Raw genomic sequence first — 5,625 nt, 5'->3', positions numbered from 1 at the left:
GTTAAAGTCACCGGAGTTTGCGCCAAGTTATACCCATAGAGGTTTGCTTCTTCTGCAGACACGGGGATCACAGGCAGCCCGGCCAAGCCTCCCTTTTCGTAAATTGATTCTGCCGAATCCGCCCCTGTGAGGGTCTGGAACCAAATATTTTCTTTGCGGAGGGCTTGCGCAAGCCGCTCTACTTCGGCATCACTCCCCACAGAAATTTCCACGGGCTGGCCCTTTCCCACACGCGTCTTGATTTCTTCAATAATTCCGGCAAACTTGGCTTCTTCCGCGCCGTAATAGTGCTCGCCCTCTTGGCGGATCTCCACAGGGAAGTGGGTGGGAACAATGGAAACCCCGTTCAAATCCAGGGCCGGAATCATACTGCGGTCTGCGGTTCCGGTCATGGCAGCCAATCGGCTATGGTAGCGCTCCAGAAACTCCATAAGATGCAGATGCTCCACAGTCACACTCCCGGCCGGCGGGGGAATGCCTTCTTTCAGACACAGGGCAATATGCGCGTCCTGAAGTTGCCGGTCTCCGAGACCCCCTGTTGTTGTGTTGTAGAGTCTGATCTGCGGCACGCCCTGGGCATCTTGCTGCACATTGTATTTGGATCCCTTTTCCAAATACTCCGCCCACATGGCTGTTTTCAGTTGCTGGCCCAGCATAAAGAAGGGGTGTTCCGTATCCTGCAGCCAATCTCCCTCGGGATCTACTTTCCCCTCAAACCACTCACTGAGCTTTCTTAAGCCTTGTTCCGTGATTTCGATACCCGCAGCATCTTGATCCGGATCCTCCAAGTGATAGTCGTCGCGCTTCAGCATCCGGCTCACGATAAAACGCAGGCCTTCCAACACTTCCACATAAGCAGCCTCTGAATCGGTCTCGTCATCCGGCATAGACACAATCATGGGGGCCTCAATATTGTCTCCGGCAGTGAGATCGGCTTCGTCGACTAGGGCCACCGGGATGCCCAAATAGCCAAAGCGCGTCAGGTGTGGACGCATGGCCATATCAAAGCCGGCGGTGGTGATTTCCGTATAGGTGATATCCGCATTCCAGGCTTGTTGGATCTCCCAGTCGTCCTGGTCCAAGTGGCGGCGGCCCACTGTGAGTCCTATGGATTCAAAGATCTGCCTGTTCCGTTCGTAGTTTTTGAGCGCATCAAAATGTTCGTGGTGATAAACCGGCACACCCAAGCCCAGCAAAGCGGAAAGCGCGATCATCTGCGTGGACATCTCCGTCTTTCCTTCGCCCGTGCGCATTTGCGCAAGCCATCCGTAGAACTGGTCCAGCGCGGCACTCTGCTGCTCCAGCCGCAAGCGGATTCCGGCTTGGGCCTGCCAAGCCCCGTTCACAAGCGCAAAGACCTCCGGAAGGATCCCTTCCAAATAGGGCCAAGCGTATTCGAGCATCTCGTTCTGCTGTTGACGGCAGGCCAAGTAAAAGTTCTCGCGCACCTCTCGCTGAGCCACTTCCTCAGTCTCCCAAGCCTTGAACTCCCGGGGCTCCCAAAAGCGGTCGATAATCGCGGAGGCCTCTTCGAGGCTTAATCCAGGCTTCGACAGATCCTCAAAGAACTTGTCCACTGCCGTCCAAAGAGTTGTTGCACGGGGGGCCGCTAATCGAGTCGCTCTGAGTTGTTCTTGAAGGGCTTGAATAGGTTCGGCAAGAGTACCGGGATCCCCGGTGCGGGCCAATTGAATCTTGAACGCATCCATGGCTTGAGCCATTTCCTGCTGGAAGGCCGTGAAGTCATCCCCGTAAAGGTGATTTCTCAGATGGCTTCTGATGCCTGATTTCCATTCCTCGGTTTGCGCAGCTGCGGCCGACGGATCCACAGCCGTTTGACGCATCCCGGGTTCGGCGGCTTGAATCTTGCTCAAGGTGCTTGCGTACTTGCTTTCCCCATCCAACCAATGCTCCAAAGCCCATTGATGCAGCTTTCGAACGGTGTTCCCTGCTTTAGGACCGGGCGAATGATCCACCAGCCAGCCTCTGAATCGCCGAAGCACAAAGCGAACAGGAAGCACTGTCGCAGCGGAGGTGCCCCAATAGCGGCGGTGCCCCCAGGAAGCCATCCCCAGATATTCTTCTGCGCTGCGTTCCACCAGCGGCAATGGGACATCCCGGAAGGCATTGGAATGGACAAATCGCACCGGCTTGCCCGAGGCCTGTTCGAGAAAACGCTTTGTCTGGCGGTCGGGTCGCCCCTCAGTGAACACATACAGAGTTGTGGCAGGGGTAGTCTCCAAGTAGCGCTGCAAGCGGGCAAGTTCATCGGTGGATGCGGACTGCAGATCGATCTGATGGTGCAAGTTCACGAAGAGGCTGGGTTGGGCATTGTGTTCCAAGCGGATTAAGTCTGCGAAAGGAGTGCGCACATCGGTTTCCAGAACGCGCACGGTCTCCCCTGCGATCTGAGTCTCTGTCAAGAACTCAGGGGGATTCTCCCCTTGGATTGCTTCATAGATTTCGTCAAGGGGGAGAATGGCCGGATTCCTGCGCGCATCCGCGAAATTCAGCCTGCGGGGCACTGCGCGACTCCGACGTGTCATGACTTTCACCACGGCTCGGGAAAAACGCTGCCAGCGTGTGAGCGGAGTCTCTTCCAACCCGGATACCGCTTCCTCCCCGGCTGCTTGAGACTCCATCAGCTCTGACACTGCTTGCACAGGCTCTGCGAGATCAATGACCGGGAGCGCGGGCTCGGGGGCGGCTGCACCAAGAGCCCCGGACGCCCCGGCCAATACAGTCCCGGCTGGCTGTTCTAAAGTTAGGACTCCCCCTGAAGAAGCTGATGGCATATAGCCCATTCCACCCCCTACCAAAGAAGGACCGGTGTTGGCACCAAAAAGCATGGGACCCTCGTATCCCCCACCCATCAGGGTTTCCAATGCGTACGCGCCCCGATTGGATCCATTTCCTCCATTGCCTGAGGCAGTTGTCGAAGTGATGGGATCGTCGGGCAACTCAGGCTCTTCGATAGGCACGCGCGGCAAAGAGAGAGCGGATATGTCGTTATTCACATCCAAAGGCATCAGCACTGGCACTTCTTCCTGAGCTTCCACAGGAGTGGGGTGACGTAGAGGCTCGCCAGGGGTGCCCCCGGGAAAGGCACCTTTGTGTTGCCACTCTTGCCGCCAATTTTTGACTGTTTCGGTATCCCCATCGGAACCCAGCGATAATGGATACTCCACCCCGGGCAAACGGCCTGTGTGTGAGATCTGCTCGATCAATCCCAAAGCCACATGACCTGTTTCCAGTTGAGCCTTCTCATACCACCAATCCTCTTTGCCTGCAGGATCTCTCAAACCTGCGGCTTCCAATCCAACGGCTTGGGTGACCAACACAATCTTCTTTCGGATATGATCCGATGCTGAGGGATAGGCCTCGTCCACTGCCTTGACCAAAGCATCCCGCACAGCCGGATCGGTCACATAAATGACCGTGGCCCGGTTCAGCGTACGCGTATCCAGTCTGGAGCTTGCGGCAAGCAATGGGGAGCCGTTGAGCAGAGAGGCGACCGTGTGTTGAGCCGCTTCTTCCGCAGAACCTGTGAGGCCCGCCAATTGATTGCGCGTGTTGACTGGAAGAGGCAGACCTGCTGTGGCTGCGTTAAAGCCCGCGTCCTGCACCACGGCATCCACACCTGCGGCTTTGAGCGCCCGGTCCAAAGACGCGGCCAAGAGCGGGGCCAGGGTCCGGCCCGAGCCATCCACAAAAAGAATATTGGTGGTGTCCCCTTCTTGAAAGAGTTCTCCGACTATGCGAACCGTGTGCTCTGTGCCAAGAAACTTCTCCACCCTGGCGCGGCCCACTTCCCGCTGGGCTTGTCTCGTGAGACGTGCCACGTCCTCCTGCAGCGCGGCCAGGTCCGCCTCAGAAACCGGCTGGCCCGCGGGTCTGGACCGGGCAATGCGTTTTGCTGTGAACTTTGCAAAATCTCCAGGCTCTTCCTTCCCCACAAAAACCAGTAATTCAAAGAGGGCTCTCAAACCCTGCAGCGCCAGGCCACTCTCCAGGGACAATGCTTGCTGAAGCGCTACATCGAGTTGGCTGGCCCGCAAAAGAAGCTCACCTTTCAACGCGTCAGAGATTTCCAGGGGTTCAAGGTCCTCATCGCTAAGGGCGGACACAGGGGCAATAGGCGCCACCGAAGCACCGAAGGCGTTGCCCAAAGAAGCAACAGGCAACGCTTCGGGCCGGATGATTCTCAGAGCCATTGCGGCCATCTCATAATCAATGCCTTGATCCGCCTCAATGGCTTCGACCACTGCGCCGGCCCAGAGCGCTTCACTCACTCCCAAACCCACGATTTCTCGAGTGGCGCGTTCGTATTCCGCGCGAACAGCCGCCTCTGAGAGAGCGGGAGAGGAAGCAAGCCAGGAAGTGAAGGTTAAGCCGTTCGCAGAGTCACGAGTAGATTCCCGCTTTCGCGGGAATGACAAGTCGGTGTCATCCCCGTGGAAACGGGGATCTAGTTGGGCAAGTAATGTCTCAGTTTGGCGAGTAGATCCCCGCCTGCGCGGGGATGACAATGCAGAGCGCGGGGATGACAGTTCCGTGCGCAGCTCCTGCGAAAGCATGCGTTGCAGATAAATGGTGTTGTCGTGCGCTTCGGTGACCCTGGGGGCGATCACCACATACGACATCTCTTGTTCTTCCAAGAGCGTGCACAATCCCTCGCTGTGATATCCGCCCGCAATCAACACGCCTGTTTGCGCGTGCTCTGTTTTGAGAAACTCAAACGTGTTTTCGATTAAGGCTTGGTTGCGCTCATCGGCCACGCGGTAAAACCCAGCCGCGTTCTCCAAGAGCCGCCCACAGATGCGCACTGTGCGATGGGGAATATCCCAATCCGGGTTCTCCCCATGTGTCTGCACAAATTTCTCCAGATTCTTGAAGTACTGCCGCACACTCTCCCCAGCTTCGAGTTCGGAATATCGCCGCCACTGCCGGGGCGCGGCCTCGGCCCGGAGGACCTGCTCGGTGAGCCGCAGGCGTTCGGAGAGTTCGAAGAGTTCGCGACCCCTGGGGTCTTCTGTCAGTTCCCGCACACAAGTCTCAGCCAAGTTCTCCAATTGCGCGAGAAGCTCCGCCACTTTGAATTCAGACTGCAGCTCCTGTATCCGCTGCACGATCATGAGCTGCGGCAGCTCTAAGTTCCCCGTATCCTCCAGTTCCTCCAGCGCTGCCTCCCCTTTTTCTTTCACATAGAGTTCGATCTCCTGCCGCAGTTGTTTTTCGCTGTAGCGCTTCTGTAAATCCTGCAGCTCAATAAACACATTCAAGCTGGGAGCCACTTGCTCCAAGTCAAGCCCCGCTTCTGCGGCCGTGTCCGAAAGCCCCTTCAGATATTGCTCCAGAGATTCTTCTGTCCGTTCATAAGATTCGCGGGCCAGCAACACTCTTTGAACGGATGCGGGATAAAGCCGCTCCTCCAAGGCCGCAAGATTTGCCCCAATGTCCTCAAGCGAAAGCAAGGCCTCTTCGTTCTCCTGATGAACGGCCTTGAAATAGCCGAAATTCCTGGCATAGAGCTGCCGGTCCTCGACCCCTTGCAGATGGATGGGCAAACGCCCGGCAATGGCCTGCTTCTCGGGGCCCGTAATCCTGGCCTGTTCCAGCGCTTCC

1 protein-coding gene is annotated in these 5,625 nt (G+C 57.0%); it reads right to left on the bottom strand.

Going from position 1 to position 5,625, the window contains the following annotated elements:
- Positions 1-5,625: hypothetical protein (locus tag JW937_07150; protein MBN1587188.1), on the bottom strand; the 5,625-nt coding region annotated here is incomplete at both ends.

The sequence above is a fragment of the Candidatus Omnitrophota bacterium genome, assembly GCA_016929445.1.
Taxonomy (GTDB): domain Bacteria; phylum Omnitrophota; class Gorgyraeia; order JAFGIU01; family JAFGIU01; genus JAFGIU01.
This window is presented reverse-complemented; position numbering and strand designations above follow the sequence as displayed.